The following is a 16,332-nucleotide window of genomic DNA, read 5'->3' as shown; positions in this document are numbered from 1 at the left end:
TGTCGACTGAATATTGTCTACAGTATGGGAGTTGGAGCAGCAAGGGTTCGCGCAGCACCTGCAACACGCTCGGGGACTCCGCCGGGTATCACCGAACACGGCTCCCGGGTTCGCTGAGCGTCGCGCCCCGAACACCCTTGGTGGAGCAGTCGAGTTCGGCCGGGTCCCGCTCCCGAATGCCGTTCGTCGGACCGAACCGACCGTTCGTCGCGTCCGGGATACCGTTCACCGCATATGGCATACGCGTTCGTGTGGCCGTCTTCCCAACCGGCCGACCGGTTCCTATCGTCCGGGATCATGAGTCCCCCTGTAGCCCCACCGGGCTGGAGCCGCTGGCTGGTCCCGCCCGCGGCCCTGTCGGTCCACCTCTCCATCGGACAGGCCTACGCCTGGTCCGTGTTCAAGCCGTCCCTGGAGTCCGCGCTCGACCTCAGCGGCACCCAGAGCGCCCTGCCCTTCCAGCTCGGCATCGTGATGCTCGGTCTGTCCGCCGCGTTCGGCGGCACGCTCGTCGAACGCAACGGGCCGCGCTGGGCGATGACGGTCGCCCTGATCTGCTTCTCGTCGGGCTTCCTGCTCTCCGCGCTCGGCGCCGCCACCGAGCAGTACTGGCTGATCGTCTTCGGCTACGGCTTCGTCGGCGGCATAGGCCTGGGCATCGGCTACATATCGCCCGTCTCCACGCTCATCAAGTGGTTCCCGGACCGGCCCGGCATGGCCACCGGCATCGCCATCATGGGCTTCGGCGGCGGCGCGCTCATCGCCTCGCCGTGGTCCGCGCAGATGCTGGAGTCCTTCGGCTCCGACAGCACCGGCATCGCACAGGCCTTCCTCGTGCACGGACTGACGTACGCCGCGTTCATGTCCCTCGGCGTGTTCCTGGTCCGCGTACCGCGCCCCACGAAGACCGCGGCCGACGGCGGTCCGGCGCCACTCGAAGGCGTACAGGTCTCCGCGAACAGCGCCATACGCACGCCGCAGTTCTGGTGCCTGTGGGTGGTGCTCTGTATGAACGTGACCGCGGGCATCGGCATCCTGGAGAAGGCCGCCCCGATGATCACGGACTTCTTCTCGGACACCTCCACACCCGTCTCGGTGTCGGCGGCGGCCGGATTCGTCGCGCTCCTGTCCGCGGCCAACATGGCGGGCCGCATCGGCTGGTCGTCGACGTCCGACCTGATCGGGCGCAAGAACATCTACCGCGTCTACCTGGGCGTGGGCGCGCTGATGTACGCCCTCATCGCCTGGGCCGGGGACTCCTCGAAGCCGCTGTTCATCTGCTGCGCCCTGGTGATCCTCTCCTTCTACGGAGGCGGCTTCGCGACCATCCCCGCCTACCTGAAGGATCTCTTCGGTACCTACCAGGTCGGCGCGATCCACGGACGGCTGCTCACCGCCTGGTCGACCGCCGGAGTCCTCGGACCGCTGATCGTCAACTGGATCGCGGACCGGCAGGAGGAGGCCGGCAAATCCGGAGCGTCCCTCTACGGAACGTCACTGATCATCATGATCGGGCTGCTGGTGGTCGGCTTCGTCGCCAACGAACTCGTCCGCCCGGTCAACGTCCGCCATCACATCCCCGCCCAGAGGGAGGCCTCCGATGTCACCGAGCGACAGCAGTCCGCCTGAGGGCGTCACGCCCGACCGCCGCCCGCTGATCGCCTTCGCCTGGCTCTGGGTGGGGGCGCCGTTGGCCTATGGTCTGTACGAGCTGGTGCAGAAGGCCACCCAATTGTTCACAGGGTAGGTGTTCGGGTGTCCGAGGGCCTGACAGAAGCCGACAAGGGTGGCACACCAATCCTGTGGCATTACGTGCCCTCGTACCCGTGAGTACCTGATCAGACTGGTGAGTCCCGTTACCCAGGCAACAAAGGGGACCGCCCATGAACGGCTCACGCATCGCCGCTGTCGGCCACTACCAGCCCGCCAGGATCCTCACCAACGAGGACCTGGCGGACCTGGTCGACACCAGCGACGAGTGGATCACGAGCCGGGTGGGCATCCGTACGCGGCACATCGCGGGACCCGACGAACCGGTCGACGAGCTGGCCGCGCACGCGGCGGCCAAGGCCCTGGCCGCCGCCGGCCTCGCCCCCGACGACATCGACTTCGTCCTGGTGGCCACCTCCACCGCCGTCGACAAGTCGCCGAACATGGCCGCCCGGGTCGCCGCCCGCCTCGGCGTCCCGTCGCCCGCCGCCATGGACGTCAACGTCGTCTGCGCGGGCTTCACGCACGCCCTGGCCACCGCCGACCACGCCGTACGCGCGGGTGCCGCGACCCGCGTGCTGGTCATCGGCGCCGACAAGATGTCCGACGTGGCCGACTGGACGGACCGTACGACCTGTGTGCTCGTCGGGGACGGGGCGGGGGCCGCGGTCGTCGAGGCCGCCGGGGCCGCCGAGGAGCCCGGCATCGGGCCCGTGCTGTGGGGCTCGGTGCCCGAGATGGGACACGCGGTACGCATCGAGGGCACCCCCTCGCGGTTCGCGCAGGAGGGCCAGAGCGTCTACCGCTGGGCGACCACCAAGCTCCCGTCCCTCGCGCGCGCGGCCTGCGAGCGCGCCGGCCTGACCCCCGAGGACCTCGCCGCGGTCGTGCTGCACCAGGCCAACCTGCGCATCATCGAGCCCCTCGCCGCGAAGATCGGCGCCGTGAACGCGGTCGTCGCGCGCGATGTCACCGAGTCGGGCAACACCTCCGCCGCCAGCATCCCGATCGCCCTGTCGAAGCTCGTCGAACGCGGCGAGATCTCCACCGGCGACCCGGTCCTGCTCTTCGGCTTCGGCGGCAACCTCTCCTACGCGGGACAGGTCATCCGCTGCCCGTGACGTGCACGTATTCCGGCGAGCGAGCCCCTCGAAAGGGGCGTGTGACGAGGCCAACTCCCCTCCGGCCTGGCCATTGTGCGCCGTAGACTGTAGACGAAAGACAATTGATACTGGCTTTGAGGCTGCCGTGCTGCCGGCGCGCACGCCGCCGCTGCCCAGGAGGGGGACCGCGATGTTGTCGACCGGACTGCCGCAGGGGTCGGTGCCCAAGCTCGAACGGCCGGGACCGCTCCGGGACCGTGTCTACGAAGCGCTGCTCGAACTGATCACGACGCGCGCCCTGCAGCCCGGCCAGCATCTCGTCGAGAGCGAGTTGGCGGGGCATCTCGGGGTCTCCCGGCAGCCCGTGCGCGAGGCGCTGCAGCGGCTGAACACCGAAGGATGGGTCGATCTGCGACCCGCCCAGGGCGCCTTCGTGCATGAGCCGACGGAAGCCGAGGCGGACCAACTCCTCACGGTCCGCACGCTGTTGGAGGCCGAGGCCGCCCGGCTCGCGGCGGCCAACACGGGCACGGCGGGCATCGCCGCACTTGAGGAGCTGTGCGCCCAGGGCGAGGAGGCGGTCGGCGCCGACGACGTGGACGGGGCGGTCGCGATGAACGCACGCTTCCACGCGAAGGTCATGGAGCTCGCGGGCAACACGGTCCTCGCCGAGCTGGCCGCCCAGGTCGACCGGCGGGTCCGCTGGTACTACACACCGGTCGCCAGGCAGCGCGGCCACCAGTCCTGGATCGAGCACCGCGACCTGATCGCCGCGATCGCGGCCCGCGACGAACAGCGCGCGACCGAGGTCATGCGCACCCACACGGAGCACACCCGCCGGACTTACCACGCCCGTCCTCGCGACTGAGTGCTTGCGCTCCGCCGGGTGCCGGGGGCGTCCGGGAGGTTCGGTGTCGTCCGAGGGTGTGTTGTGGCTGGGCGCGCAGTTCCCCGCGCCCCTTGCGGGGGCGCCGTCAGAACGCGTCCGTGTGTTCCGTCGCCCACTCCCTGAACGTGCGCGGCGGTCGCCCCGTGACCTCCTCGACCGTGGGCAGGACCTGGGACTCGTCCAGGATCCCGTCGGCGAAGAAGCGGAGGAACGCCTCGGCGTACGGAGCAGGGAAGGCGGCACCCAGTGCCTCGCGGGTCTCCTCGTCCGTGAGGCCGACGGTACGCAGCTCGCGGCCCAGCACCTCGCCGAGTACGGCGATCCGGTCGGCGGGCAGCAGTGACTGAGGGCCCGTCAGGGTGTAGACGTGGCCCGCGTGTTCGGGCGAGAGGAGAGCCCGAGCGGCGACCTGCGCTATGTCGTACGGATCGATGTCCGCCGTACGGACACCGGGGAACGGCACACGCACCTCGTCGCCCTTGCGTATCTGGTCCGCGAGCGACACCGCGTTCGACATGAAGCTCACGGGCCGCAGGAAGGTCCAGGCGAGCCCGGACTCGCGTACCCCGTTCTCCGCCGCCCGCAGATAGCGGGTGACCGCGTTGCCGTCGTCGACCGCCGCCGACTTGCCGGAGAGCATCACGACCCGCTCGACACCCGCCGCCCGCGCGTCGGCGAGGACGGCCCGCTGCCCCTCGTACCCGGGCATCAGGAACAGGGCCCGCACCCCGTCGAGCGCCTCCCGTACGGTCTCCGGGCGGTTCAGATCGCCGGCCACCCCCTCGGCGCCCCGGGGCAGTCCGGCCCCCTTGCCCGAACGGGTCATCGCACGCACCGGCTCACCCGCGGCGGCCACCGCGCGCACCACACCGGCGCCGACGTTCCCCGTGGCACCCGTCACCAGGATCATGAGTTCCCCCTGTCCCGCCCCGGGCCACGGCAGCCCGGAGCACAGGGTGCCCATCCTGCTGTGTTGTCCCGCGCGGGGCCACCGCTCCAACTCGCTTTGTCCTCTGAGTGGAAGAAGTCGTCGGTAAATCGTGCGCAACTTCTTCCCAGGTTCGGCAGCCACTGCTACGTTCCCCTCGAAAGCCAACGACGGCGGTGCCGATTAGGCGGGGAGGGGCTCGTGAGACGGATGACGGCGCGACCCGGAAACGCCCACCAGGCGCGGCTGCTCAGGCTGCTGCGTGACGAGGGCCCCAACTCACGGGCCCAGCTGGGCGATCAGGTGGACCTCTCACGGTCCAAACTGGCCGTCGAGGTCGAACGGCTGCTGGAAACGGGCCTCGTGGTGGCCGACGGACTCGCCGCCTCGCGCGGCGGCCGCCGCTCCCACAACATCCGGCTCGCTCCCGCACTGCGCTTCCTCGGCGTCGACATCGGCGCCACCTCGGTCGATGTGGCCGTCACCAACGCGGAGTTGGAGGTGCTGGGGCACATCAACCAGCCCATGGACGTGCGCGAGGGCCCGGTCGCGGTCTTCGAGCAAGTGCTCGCCATGGCTGCGAAGTTGAAGGCTTCGGGGCTCGCGGAGGGGTTCGACGGCGCCGGCATCGGCGTACCCGGCCCGGTCCGTTTCCCCGAGGGCGTCCCGGTCGCCCCGCCGATCATGCCGGGCTGGGACGGGTTCCCGGTCCGGGAGGCACTGAGTCAGGACCTCGGCTGCCCCGTCATGGTCGACAACGACGTGAACCTGATGGCGATGGGGGAGCAGCACGCGGGCGTGGCCCGTTCCGTGGGCGACTTCCTCTGCGTCAAGATCGGTACCGGTATCGGCTGCGGGATCGTCGTCGGCGGTGAGGTCTACCGCGGTACGACGGGCAGCGCGGGCGACATCGGCCATATCCAGGCCGTGCCGGACGGCCGCCCGTGCGCGTGTGGCAACCGGGGCTGCCTGGAGGCCCACTTCAGCGGCGCCGCGCTCGCCCGCGACGCCACGGAGGCCGCCCAGCAGGGGCTTTCCCAGGAACTGGCGGCACGACTGGAGGCGGCGGGCGCCCTGAGCGCCGTCGACGTCGCCGCCGCGGCCGCCGCGGGTGATGCCACCGCGCTCGATCTGATCCGCGAGGGCGGCAACCGCACCGGCCAGGTCATCGCCGGACTCGTCAGCTTCTTCAATCCGGGCCTGGTGGTGATCGGCGGCGGTGTGACCGGACTCGGCCACACCCTGCTCGCCGCGATCCGCACCCAGGTCTACCGTCAGTCGCTGCCCCTGGCGACCGGCAACCTCCCGATCGTACTGGGGGAGTTGGGCCCCACCGCCGGAGTCATCGGCGCGGCCCGGCTCATCAGCGATCACCTCTTCTCACCCGCGTAACGCCTGCTTCCAGAGCCGCAAGAGCGCAACCACGTCTTCACGAGCCGCAAGAGCGTCATCTCTCCACGAGCCGCAAGAGCAGCGCCTCTTCCCGAGGCGCTCCCGCACCACACCTCACGACACACGCTGCTTCGCCCTGCCTCATTCCGCCCTGCCCTGAGACCGGCCCGCACGCCGAGGGGAACCGTCATGGCTCCAGAACCACCCCTGCTCACCATGTCCGGCATCACCAAGTCGTTCCCCGGTGTCCGGGCCCTCGACGGCGTCGACCTCGACGTCCAGACCGGCGAAGTGCACTGCCTGCTCGGCCAGAACGGCGCGGGGAAGTCCACGCTCATCAAGGTCCTGGCAGGCGCCCACCAGCCGGACGACGGCGCGATCACCTGGCGCGGCGAAAAGGTCACCCTGCGCTCACCCATAGCCGCCATGCGCCTCGGCATCGCCACCATCTACCAGGAACTCGACCTGGTGGAACACCTGTCGGTGGCCGAGAACGTCTACCTCGGGCATGAACCGACGACAGCCGGCTTCGTCGTGCGCGGCAAGGACGCCAAGACATCAACTGGCGCTCTCCTCAAGCGACTTGGGCACTCGGAGATCGATCCCGCGCGGCTCGTCGGCGACTTGTCGGCCGCCCAGCAGCAGATCGTCTCCATGGCACGGGCGCTCTCCCACGACGTACGCCTCATCGTCATGGACGAACCGTCCGCGGCCCTGGACCCCGACGAGGTCGACAACCTCTTCCGCATCGTCGGCGACCTGACGGCCGAGGGCGTCGCAGTCGTCTACATCTCGCACCGGCTGGAGGAGATCCGCCGCATCGGCGACCGGGTCACGGTCCTCAAGGACGGCCGGGCGGTGGCGGGCGGACTCCCGGCGAAGTCGACGCCCACCCGCGAGGTCGTCGCGCTGATGACCGGGCGGAACGTCGAGTACGTCTTCCCGGAGCGGCCCACGCACCAGGCGCTGCCCGATCCGGTGCTGGAGGTCCAAGGCCTCGCACGGGACGGTGAGTTCGCCTCGCTCGACCTCACCCTGCGCCCCGGCGAGATCGTCGGCCTCGCGGGACTTGTCGGCTCCGGCCGCTCCGAGATCCTGGAGACCATCTACGGCGCCAGGAAGCCGAGCAGCGGTCAAGTCCTCGTGGACGGCAAGCGGTTGAAGCCCGGCAGTGTCCGCGCGGCCGTCCGCGCCGGACTCGGCCTCGCCCCCGAGGAGCGCAAGGCGCAGGCCCTGCTGATGCTGGAGTCCGTCACCCGGAACGTGTCGGTGTCCTCCATGTCCCGCTTCTCGTACGGGGGCTGGCTCGACCGGAGCGCCGAGCGGAACGCTGCGCAGAAGGCGACCCGCGAGCTGTCACTGCGCCCCGACAACCCGTCCGCACCCGTGCGCACCCTCTCCGGCGGCAACCAGCAGAAGGCGGTCCTGGCCCGCTGGCTGCTGCGCGGCTGCCGGGTGCTGCTGCTCGACGAACCGACCCGGGGCGTCGACGTCGGCGCCCGCGCCGAGCTGTACGCCGTCATCCGCCGCCTCGCCGACGAAGGCCTGGCCGTGCTCATGGTCTCCAGTGAAGTACCCGAGGTCCTCGGCCTCGCCGACCGCGTCCTGGTGCTCCGAGAAGGCCGGGTCGTGCACACGGCGCCGGCCCAGGAGCTCGACGAACACCGCGTACTCGACCTCGTCATGGAAGGAAGCCCGGCGTCATGACGCAGCCCGTGTCCCCGCCCCGGGACGAAATCCCGAAGCTGTCACCACAGGTGGAACCCAGTCCGTGGCGGGCGGTCGTGGCCCGTGCCGACGTCCGTACCCTCTCGTTGCTGGGTGTGCTCGCCGCCCTGATCCTCATCGGAGGCATCACCAAGCCCGACGAGTTCCTCGACACCCGCAACCTCCAACTCGTCCTCACCCAGGCCTCGGTGATCGGTGTCGTCACGGTCGGCATGACCTTCGTCATCATCTCCGGCGGCATCGACCTGTCCGTCGGCGCGATCGTCGCACTCGCCTCGGTGTGGGCGACGACCGTCGCCACCCAGGACTTCGGCTTCGTCGGCATCTTCTTCACGGCGGTGATCGTCGGCGTCGGCTGTGGCCTCGTCAACGGGGTGCTGATCGCGTACGGCACCATGGTGCCGTTCATCGCGACACTGGCCATGCTGGCCTCGGCCCGCGGTCTCGCCCTCCAGATAACCGACGGCAACACCCAGGTCGTCACCGTCGACGGCATCCTCGACCTCGGCGAGCGCGACTCCTACATCCTCGGCGTCCCGCCGCTCGTCATGGTGTTCGCGGTCGTGACGATCATCGGCTGGCTCGTACTCAACCGCACCACCTTCGGCCGGCGCACGGTCGCCGTCGGCGGCAACGCGGAGGCGGCCCGGCTCGCCGGCATCGACGTACGCCGCCAGCGCCTCTACCTCTACCTGCTGTCCGGACTGTGCTGCGGCATCGCGGCCTTCCTGCTGATCATCCTGTCCGGCTCGGGCCAGAACACCAACGGCAACCTCTACGAACTCGACGCCATCGCCGCCGCGATCATCGGCGGCACCCTGCTCACCGGGGGGCGCGGCACCATCGTCGGCTCGGTGCTCGGAGTCCTGATCTTCACCACGATCACCAACATTTTCGCCCTGAACAACCTGCAGAGCGACGTCCAGCAGATCGCCAAGGGCGCGATCATCGTCGCCGCCGTGCTCGTCCAGCGCCGTACCGCCAGCACGACCTGAGGAAAGGGTTCACCATGCCAGAGATCACGAGCCGCAGAGGACTGCTCTTCGGCACCGCCGCCGTCTCGGCCGGTGTCCTCCTCACCGGTTGCACCAGCAACGATTCCAAGGACGAGCCGGCCTCCAACGACCAGCCCGCCGCCGACGACAAGCCCGGCAAGCAGGTCACCATCGGCTTCGCCGGACCGCAGGCCGACCACGGCTGGCTCAACGCGATCAACGACAACGCCAAGAGCCGCGCCAAGAAGTACAAGGACGTGACGCTGGAGATCACGGAGGGCTCCAACGACACCGCCCAGCAGATCGGCCAGATCGAAACGCTGATCAACAAGAAGGTCGACGTCCTGGTGGTGCTGCCCGCCGACGGCAAGGCGCTCACCCAGGTCGGCCTGCAGGCGATGCGCGCGGGCATCCCCGTCGTCAACCTCGACCGGATCTTCAACTCCCCGCAGGCGTACCGCTGCTGGATAGGCGGCGACAACTACGGCATGGGCCTCAACGCCGGCCACTACATCGGCGAGCAGCTCAAGGACAAGAAGGGCGCCCGGGTCATCGAGCTCGCGGGCCTCGACAACCTGGAGCTGACGAAGCAGCGCACGCAGGGCTTCGACGCGGCCCTCAAGAACTACCCGAACATCAAGAAGGTCGCCCGCCAGGCCGCCGAGTTCACCGTCGAGTCGGGACAGGCCAAGATGTCCCAGCTGCTGCAGGCCCAGTCGAACTTCGACGCCCTGTGGAACCACGACGACGACCAGGGAGTCGGCGCCCTGCGCGCCATCGAGCAGGCCGGACGCGACGACTTCCTGATGGTCGGCGGGGCGGGCGCCCTGTCCGCCATGCAGGCCATCGAGTCGGACAACAGCGTCCTCAAGGCCACCGTCCTCTACCCGCCCACCATGGCCGCGTCCGCGATCGACCTCGCCCGAGCCCTCGGCCAGAGCAAGGGCATCGGCGGCCTCGCGGAGTTCGAGATCCCCTCGTCCCTGACGCTCTACTCGGCAGTCGTCGACAAGGAGAACGTCAAGACGTACCTGCCCACCGGCTTCAAGTAGGCCGTGCCCCCTTTGGGGCGCCCGTCAGGGGCGCGGGGAACTGCGCGACCAGCCAAAACGGACCCGCAGTCTCCAACCGTGCAGCAAGCGGAGCGCCCCCGCACGACAACCCCCCACCGCGCCACGACGAAGAGGAGGACCTCCGCATGGGAGAGCCGCAGCAGCCCGACGAGGCACAGGCCGGGGCAGCGGCCGGAAGGCCGCCCCTGGGCGTGGGCATGGTCGGATACGCGTTCATGGGCGCCGCCCACTCACAGGGCTGGCGCACCGTGGGCCGTGTCTTCGACCTGCCACGCCGACCGGTCCTCGCCGCCGTCTGCGGCCGTGACGCGGGAGCCGTACGAGCGGCGGCCGACCGGCTCGGCTGGGCGGCCGCCGAGACCGACTGGCGGGCGCTGATCTCCCGCGAGGACGTCGACGTGGTCGACATCTGCACCCCCGGCGACAGCCACGCCGAGATCGCCGTCGCCGCGCTCGCCGCCGGCAAGCACGTGCTGTGCGAGAAGCCCCTCGCCAATACGGTCGAGGAGGCCGAGGCGATGGCCGAGGCCGCCCAGGCCGCCGCCGAGCGCGGCCAGGTGGCGATGGTCGGCTTCAACTACCGCCGGGTGCCCGCCACTTCACTCGCCCGGCAGATGGTCGCCGAGGGGCGCCTCGGCACCCTGCGGCACGTCCGGGTGACATACCTTCAGGACTGGCTGGTGGACCGGGAGTTCCCGCTCACCTGGCGGCTGCGCAAGGAGACGGCGGGGTCCGGCGCGCTCGGCGACCTCGGCGCCCACATCGTCGACCTCGCCCAGTACCTGGCGGGCGAGCCGGTCGTGGGGGTGTCCGCGCTCACCGAGACCTTCGTACGGGAGCGGCCGCTGTTGTCCGGAGCCTCCAGCGGCCTCTCGGCGGCCGGGGGGAGCGAAGTCGGGGCCGTCACGGTCGACGACGCCGCCCTGTTCACCGGACGGTTCGCCTCGGGTGCCCTCGCGTCCTTCGAGGCCACCCGGTTCGCCACCGGCCGCAAGAACTCCCTGCGCATCGAACTCAACGGCGAGAAGGGATCGTTGGCCTTCGACCTGGAGCGCCTCAACGAACTCTCGTACCACGACGGCACGGAGCCCGGCACCCACGCCGGCTTCCGCCGCATCCTCGTCACCGAACCCGACCACCCCTATCTGGAGGCCTGGTGGCCGCCGGGCCACGGCCTCGGCTACGAGCACACCTTCGTCCACCAGGCCCGCGACCTGGTGCACGCGATCGCGGACGGCGCACAGCCGCTGCCCTCCTTCGCCGACGGACTGCAGGTGCAGCGCGTGCTGGCGGCGGTCGAGGAGAGCGCCGAGAAGAACTCCGTCTACACCCCCATCGCGAGCTGAGGAAGGCCAGTCCATGCCGCGCAACTTCACGCTGTTCACCGGCCAGTGGGCCGACCTGCCGCTCGAAGAGGTCTGCCGGCTCGCCCGCGACTTCGGCTACGAAGGACTCGAACTCGCCTGTTGGGGCGACCACTTCGAGGTCGACAAGGCCCTCGCGGACTCCACCTACCTCGACTCGCGCAGGGAACTGCTCGACAAGTACGGCCTCAAGTGCTGGGCCATCTCCAACCACCTGGTCGGCCAGGCCGTCTGCGACGCCATCATCGACGAACGCCACCAGGCGATCCTGCCGTCCCGTATCTGGGGCGACGGCGAGGCGGAGGGCGTACGGCAGCGGGCGGCGGCCGAGATCGCCGACACCGCACGGGCCGCGGCCGCATTCGGCGTCGACACCGTCATCGGCTTCACCGGCTCCGCGATCTGGCACCTGGTCGCGATGTTCCCGCCCGCCCCCGAGTCGATGATCGAGCGCGGCTACGAGGACTTCGCCATGCGCTGGAACCCCATCCTCGACGTCTTCGACACCGAGGGCGTGCGATTCGCGCACGAGGTCCACCCGAGCGAGATCGCGTACGACTACTGGACAACCCAGCGCGCACTGGAGGCCGTTGACCACCGGCCGGCCTTCGGGCTGAACTTCGACCCCTCGCACTTCGTCTGGCAGGACCTCGACCCGGTCGGTTTCCTGTGGGACTTCCGCGACCGGATCTACCACGTGGACTGCAAGGAGGCCCGCAAGCGCCTCGACGGCCGCAACGGACGGCTCGGCTCCCACCTGCCGTGGGGCGACCCGCGTCGCGGCTGGGACTTCGTCTCCGCGGGCCACGGCGACGTCCCCTGGGAGGACGTGTTCCGGATGCTGCGCTCCATCGACTACAAGGGCCCCATCTCGGTCGAGTGGGAGGACGCGGGCATGGACCGCCTCCAGGGCGCACCCGAGGCACTCACCCGGCTGAAGGCCTACGACTTCGAACCTCCGACGGCGTCCTTCGACGCGGCGTTCGGCGGCAACGACTAGCCACCCCCCTCACAGAGTTCGTTCCGGGGTGACGGCGCACCCCGGCGCATCGCACCCGCATGTACAACCAGCCCCACTCTGGAGGCACTCCGTGCACGGGAACGACCACATAAGCACCACCAGAACCGAGAGCCACAGACGACGCCCGAGACTGCGACTGCGCAAGGCGCTCGCCCTCTTCACCGGAGCGCTCCTCGCGGGTGCCTCGCTCACCCTGGCCACGCCTCCGGCGGGCGCCGCCGTCGCCGACCCGGCCGCCGCGCCGGCCGCGCCCGCGGCCGCCGAGGACTTCCAGCAGGTCACCCTCGCCAAGGGGGAGCCCGAGGTCGGCGAGCCCATGTCGCTGGCCGTCCTCCCGGACCGCTCGGTCCTGCACACCTCGCGCGACGGCGAACTGCGGATCACCGACAGCGCCGGAAACACCAAGCTGGCGGGCAAGCTCACCGTCTACTCGCACGACGAGGAAGGCCTGCAGGGCGTCGGCGTCGACCCCGGCTTTGCCGACAACCGCTTCATCTACCTCTACTACGCCCCGCCGCTCGACACCCCGGCGGGCGACGCCCCCGAGACGGGCACCGCGGCCGACTTCGCGCCCTTCGACGGCGTCAACCGGCTCTCCCGCTTCGTCCTGAACGCGGACGGCACCCTCGACAACGCCAGCGAGAAGAAGATCCTCGACGTCCCGGCGACCCGCGGCATCTGCTGCCACGTGGGCGGGGACATCGACTTCGACGCTGCCGGGAACCTCTACCTGTCGACCGGTGACGACTCCAACCCGTTCCAGTCGGACGGCTATTCGCCCATCGACGAGCGCGCCAACCGCAACCCCGTCTTCGACGCGCAGCGCACCTCCGGCAACACCAACGACCTGCGCGGCAAGATCCTGCGCATCAAGGTGAACGCCGACGGCTCGTACGCGGTCCCCGACGGCAACCTCTTCGCGCCCGGCACGGACAAGACGAAGCCCGAGATCTACGCGATGGGCTTCCGCAACCCGTTCCGCTTCAGCGTCGACAAGAAGACCGGCATCCTCTACGTCGGCGACTACGGCCCGGACGCCGGTGCCGCCGATCCCGCGCGCGGCCCGGCCGGCCAGGTCGAGTTCGCCCGCGTCACCGAGCCCGGCAACTTCGGCTGGCCCTACTGCACGGGCAACAACGACGCCTACGTGGACTACGACTTCGGCACGGGCGCGTCGGGGGCCTCCTTCGACTGCTCCGCACCCAAGAACACCTCGCCCAACAACACCGGTCTGACGGACCTGCCCCCGGCCCAGACCGCGTGGATCCCCTATGACGGCGGATCCGTACCCGAGTTCGGTACCGGCTCCGAGTCCCCGATGGGCGGCCCGGTCTACGACTACGACGCCTCACTCGACTCGCCCGTCAAGTTCCCCGAGGCGTACGACGGGGACTTCTTCGCCGGGGAGTTCGGCCGCCGCTGGATCAAGCGGATCGCGTCCGACGACAGCGGCACCGTGCAGTCCATCAACGACGTGCCGTGGACCGGCACCCAGGTGATGGACATGGCCTTCGGCCCGGACGGCGCGCTGTACGTCCTCGACTACGGCCTCGCGTGGTTCGGCGGTGACGAGAACTCGGCCCTGTACCGGATCGAGAACGCGACCGACGGCCACTCGCCCGTGGCACAGGCCGCGGCCGACCGCACCTCGGGACAGGCGAAGCTGAAGGTCAAGTTCTCCTCCGCCGGCACCACGGACGCCGACGGTGACGCCCTCACGTACAGCTGGGACTTCGGCGACGGCGGCAAGTCGACCTCGGCGAACCCGACGTACACGTACAAGAGGAACGGCACCTACACGGCGACGCTGACCGCGAAGGACGCCACGGGGCGGACCGGCAGCGCGAGCGTACGGATCGTCGTCGGCAACACCGCGCCGAAGGTGACCCTCCAACTCCCCGAGGACGGACAGCTGTTCAGCTTCGGTGACGCCGTGCCCTTCAAGGTCAAGGTGACCGACCCGGAGGACGGCAGGTCGATCGACTGCGCCAAGGTCAAGGTCAGCTTCGTCCTCGGTCACGACAGCCACGGCCACCCGCTGACCACCGCGAACGGCTGCTCCGGCACCATCCAGACCAGCGCCGACGGCGGCCACGACGAGGACGCGAACATCTTCGGTGTCTTCGACGCGGAGTACACCGACAACGGAGGCGGCGGCCAGGAGGCGCTCACCACGCACGACCAGAACGTCGTCCAGCCCAGGCACCGGCAGGCCGAGCACTACGGCAAGTCGGAGGGCGTCACGATCCAGACGAAGACCACCGCACACGGCGGACGGACCGTCGGTGACATCAACAACCGCGACTGGATCTCCTTCGAGCCGTACGTCCTGAGCAACGCCACGAAGATCACGGCGCGCATCGCCTCCGCCGGTACGGGCGGAAAGCTGGAGGTCCGCGCGGGTTCGCCCACCGGCCGCCTGCTCGGCACCGCGACCGTCCCGGTGACCGGCGGCTGGGAGAACTTCCAGGACGTCACCGCCAATCTGACGAAGGCACCGCGCGGCACCACCACGCTCTACCTCGTCTTCAAGGGGAGCGGTACCGGATCCCTGTACGACGTGGACGACTTCACCTTCACAACCCGCTGAGGGAGGTGCGCCATGCGAGCAACTGGCCGAACAGCGACCGCGGTTGTCGGCGCCGCCCTGCTCATCGGGTGTGTTTCGGGGCCGGCCGCCTCGAAGGGACCCTCCGACTCGTCGGGTCCGTCCGGGGCCGCCGCGTCGAAGAAGCCCTCGAAGGGTGAGCGTGTCCTGGTGTTCTCCAAGACCGCCGGGTTCCGGCACGACTCCATCCCCGAAGGCGTCGCCGCGGTGAAGAGCCTCGGCGCCGAGAACGGGTTCAGGGTGGACGCCACCGAGGATGCGGGAGCCTTCTCCTCGCGCAACCTCGCCCGGTACGACGCCGTGGTGTTCCTCTCCACGACAGGGGACGTCCTCAACGAGGCCCAACAGCGGGCCTTCGAGGGCTACATCAAGCGCGGCGGCGGTTACGTGGGCATCCACGCGGCCGCCGACACCGAGTACGACTGGGAGTTCTACGGCGGCCTCGCCGGCGCCTACTTCCAGTCGCACCCGGCGATCCAGCCCGCGCGGATCGAGGTCGAGGACCGGGGACACCCGGCCACCTCGCACCTCGGGGAGTCCTGGAACCGTACGGACGAGTGGTACAACTACCGCTCCAATCCCCGGGACCGGGCCCACATCCTGGCCTCGCTCGACGAGTCGTCGTACAGCGGCGGCACGATGAGCGGCGACCATCCGATCGCCTGGTGCCAGGAGTACCGGGGCGGCCGCGCCTTCTACACCGGCAGCGGTCACACCAAGGAGTCGTACGCCGATCCCGCCTTCCAGCAGCACCTGCTGGGCGGCATCCGGTGGGCCGTCGGCGCCGCGAAGTCCGACTGCCGCCCGGAGAAGGGGTATTCACCTCTCTTCGACGGGACCGCCGAGTCGCTGGCGGACTGGAAGCAGGCGGGGCCGGGCTCGTTCTCGCTCTCGGACGACGGCACACTCACGTCGTCCGGCGGCCTGGGCATGCTCTGGTACGCGGACCGCGGCCTCGGCTCGTACTCGCTGAAGCTCGACTGGAAGATGGCGAGTGCCTCCGGGGACGACAACTCCGGTGTGTTCGTGGGCTTCCCGGCCTCCGACGACCCCTGGTCGGCCGTCAACAACGGCTACGAGATCCAGATCGACGCGTCCGACGCCCCCGACCGCACCACCGGGGCCGTGTACAGCTTCCAGTCCGCCGACATCGGGAAGCGCGACCGTGCGCTGAACCCGCCGGGGGAGTGGAACACGTACGAGATCCGCGTGGAGGGCGAACGACTCCGCGTCTATCTCAACGGCGTGAAGATCAACGATTTCACCAACACCGATCCGGCGCGCAGCCTGCGTGACGGTCATGTCGGCATCCAGAACCACGGAGCCGAGGACCAGGTGTCCTTCCGGGACATCCGGATCAAGGAACTGCCGGCGCGAACCGGCGCGCAGGGCGATTGAGCGGCGGCGGGCGGGGGACGCCGGACCTCCGCCCGCCGTCTTGTCCCCTCTCCGGCAGCCGATCTTCCCGGCTGCCCGGTCCGGCTCGCGTTGCCGTCTTGCGAATGACCTCACGTACGACAA

General features: G+C 69.8%; 13 protein-coding genes. 12 read left to right on the top strand and 1 reads right to left on the bottom strand.

The window, feature by feature from the left end:
* The first annotated feature begins 297 nt into the window (after window positions 1–297).
* The 4 genes from OG718_RS13975 (at window position 298) to OG718_RS13965 (ending at window position 3,681) form a co-directional block, all read left to right on the top strand.
* Complete coding sequence (locus tag OG718_RS13975) at window positions 298–1,629, top strand: OFA family MFS transporter (RefSeq protein ID WP_143640892.1); 1,332 nt, start codon at window positions 298–300, stop codon at window positions 1,627–1,629.
* Window positions 1,601–1,747 (top strand): MFS transporter small subunit, encoded by a 147-nt coding sequence (locus tag OG718_RS54410; protein WP_435862588.1) that lies wholly within the window; start codon window positions 1,601–1,603, stop codon window positions 1,745–1,747. Before OG718_RS13975 ends, OG718_RS54410 begins: the two co-directional genes overlap by 29 nt.
* A gap of 136 nt (window positions 1,748–1,883) precedes the next feature.
* Window positions 1,884–2,831 (top strand): beta-ketoacyl-ACP synthase III, encoded by a 948-nt coding sequence (locus OG718_RS13970; protein WP_143640891.1) that lies wholly within the window; start codon window positions 1,884–1,886, stop codon window positions 2,829–2,831.
* A 172-nt stretch (window positions 2,832–3,003) separates the two neighbouring features.
* Window positions 3,004–3,681, top strand: a complete 678-nt coding sequence (locus tag OG718_RS13965) for a GntR family transcriptional regulator (RefSeq protein ID WP_143640890.1) — start codon at window positions 3,004–3,006, stop codon at window positions 3,679–3,681.
* A gap of 106 nt (window positions 3,682–3,787) precedes the next feature.
* Here OG718_RS13965 and OG718_RS13960 read toward each other — a convergent pair whose 3' ends face one another.
* A complete protein-coding gene (locus OG718_RS13960) occupies window positions 3,788–4,612 on the bottom strand; it encodes an NAD(P)H-binding protein (RefSeq protein ID WP_143641045.1) in 825 nt (274 codons plus the stop codon).
* A gap of 228 nt (window positions 4,613–4,840) precedes the next feature.
* Here OG718_RS13960 and OG718_RS13955 point away from each other — a divergent pair, with 228 nt between their 5' ends.
* The 8 genes from OG718_RS13955 (at window position 4,841) to OG718_RS13920 (ending at window position 16,209) form a co-directional block, all read left to right on the top strand.
* Window positions 4,841–6,022: an ROK family transcriptional regulator gene (locus tag OG718_RS13955; RefSeq protein ID WP_143641044.1), complete on the top strand. Its 1,182-nt coding sequence runs from the start codon at window positions 4,841–4,843 to the stop codon at window positions 6,020–6,022.
* Between the two features lie 189 nt (window positions 6,023–6,211).
* Window positions 6,212–7,729 (top strand): sugar ABC transporter ATP-binding protein, encoded by a 1,518-nt coding sequence (locus OG718_RS13950; protein ID WP_143640889.1) that lies wholly within the window; start codon window positions 6,212–6,214, stop codon window positions 7,727–7,729.
* The gene (locus tag OG718_RS13945; RefSeq protein WP_328844281.1) at window positions 7,726–8,745 is read left to right on the top strand and encodes an ABC transporter permease; all 1,020 of its coding nucleotides are present in this window, start codon (window positions 7,726–7,728) and stop codon (window positions 8,743–8,745) included. Before OG718_RS13950 ends, OG718_RS13945 begins: the two co-directional genes overlap by 4 nt.
* A 14-nt stretch (window positions 8,746–8,759) precedes the next feature.
* Window positions 8,760–9,797 (top strand): substrate-binding domain-containing protein, encoded by a 1,038-nt coding sequence (locus OG718_RS13940; protein WP_143640888.1) that lies wholly within the window; start codon window positions 8,760–8,762, stop codon window positions 9,795–9,797.
* A 146-nt stretch (window positions 9,798–9,943) separates the two neighbouring features.
* Window positions 9,944–11,164 (top strand): Gfo/Idh/MocA family protein, encoded by a 1,221-nt coding sequence (locus OG718_RS13935; RefSeq protein ID WP_143640887.1) that lies wholly within the window; start codon window positions 9,944–9,946, stop codon window positions 11,162–11,164.
* A gap of 13 nt (window positions 11,165–11,177) precedes the next feature.
* Window positions 11,178–12,182 carry a sugar phosphate isomerase/epimerase family protein gene (locus OG718_RS13930; RefSeq protein ID WP_055616778.1) on the top strand — a complete coding sequence of 335 codons (1,005 nt, stop codon included), beginning with the start codon at window positions 11,178–11,180 and terminating at the stop codon, window positions 12,180–12,182.
* Window positions 12,183–12,273: 91 nt separating this feature from the next.
* Complete coding sequence (locus OG718_RS13925) at window positions 12,274–14,793, top strand: PQQ-dependent sugar dehydrogenase (RefSeq protein ID WP_328844280.1); 2,520 nt, start codon at window positions 12,274–12,276, stop codon at window positions 14,791–14,793.
* A gap of 12 nt (window positions 14,794–14,805) precedes the next feature.
* Entirely contained in the window at window positions 14,806–16,209 is a 1,404-nt protein-coding gene (locus tag OG718_RS13920; RefSeq protein ID WP_143640885.1) for a ThuA domain-containing protein, read from the top strand.
* The last annotated feature ends 123 nt before the right edge of the window (window positions 16,210–16,332 follow it).

The organism is Streptomyces sp. NBC_00258, from assembly GCF_036182465.1.
GTDB lineage: Bacteria > Actinomycetota > Actinomycetes > Streptomycetales > Streptomycetaceae > Streptomyces.
The sequence above is the reverse complement of the archived record's forward strand: the minus strand, read 5'-3'. Positions and strand labels throughout refer to the sequence as shown.